The 669-nt window shown below is 62.2% G+C and carries 1 pseudogene; it reads right to left on the bottom strand.

Annotated features, from left to right (window positions below):
• A pseudogene (locus tag ACFSKW_RS54805) lies at positions 1-650 on the bottom strand (DNA-directed RNA polymerase subunit beta); the annotation flags it as partial.
• Positions 651-669: the final 19 nt, after the last annotated feature.

The following is a 669-nucleotide window of genomic DNA, read 5'->3' as shown; positions in this document are numbered from 1 at the left end:
ACGGCCTGCTTGCGCTTGCGGTCGATGCGGACACCGACGCTGTCGCGCTTGTCGATCTCGAACTCGAGCCATGCGCCCCTGGAGGGGATGACCCTGCAGCCGAACAGGTCCTTGTCGGAGGTCTTGTCGACACTGCGGTCGAAGTAGACACCCGGCGACCTGACGAGCTGGGAGACCACGACACGCTCGGTGCCGTTGATGATGAAGGTGCCCTTCGGCGTCATGAGCGGGAAGTCGCCCATGAACACCGTCTGGCTCTTGATCTCACCAGTGGTGTTATTGATGAACTCCGCCGTCACGAACATCGGGGCGGAGAAGGTCATGTCCTTGTCTTTGCACTCATCGACTGAGTACTTGGGCGGCTCGAACCGATGGTCACGGAACGACAAGGACATGGTCCCCGAGAAGTCCTCGATGGGACTGATCTCTTCGAAGATCTCCTCGAGGCCCGACTGGGTCGGGACGTCCTTGCGCCCGGCCTGGCGAGCCGCCTCTACCCGGGCCTTCCACTTCTCGTTGCCCAGCAGCCAGTCGAATGACTCGGTCTGCAGTGCAAGAAGGTCAGGAACTTCGAGGGGCTCCTGGATACGCGAAAACGAAACGCGACGGGGACCGGCGGGTACGGCGGAGGCGTTGCGCGAGGCTGCCAACAGATGTCCTTCCGAGGGC

This window comes from Nonomuraea mangrovi (genome assembly GCF_042681425.1).
Classification (GTDB): Bacteria; Actinomycetota; Actinomycetes; order Streptosporangiales; family Streptosporangiaceae; genus Nonomuraea; species Nonomuraea mangrovi.
Note: the sequence above shows the minus strand (reverse complement) of the source record. Positions and strands in the feature narration are given on the sequence as shown.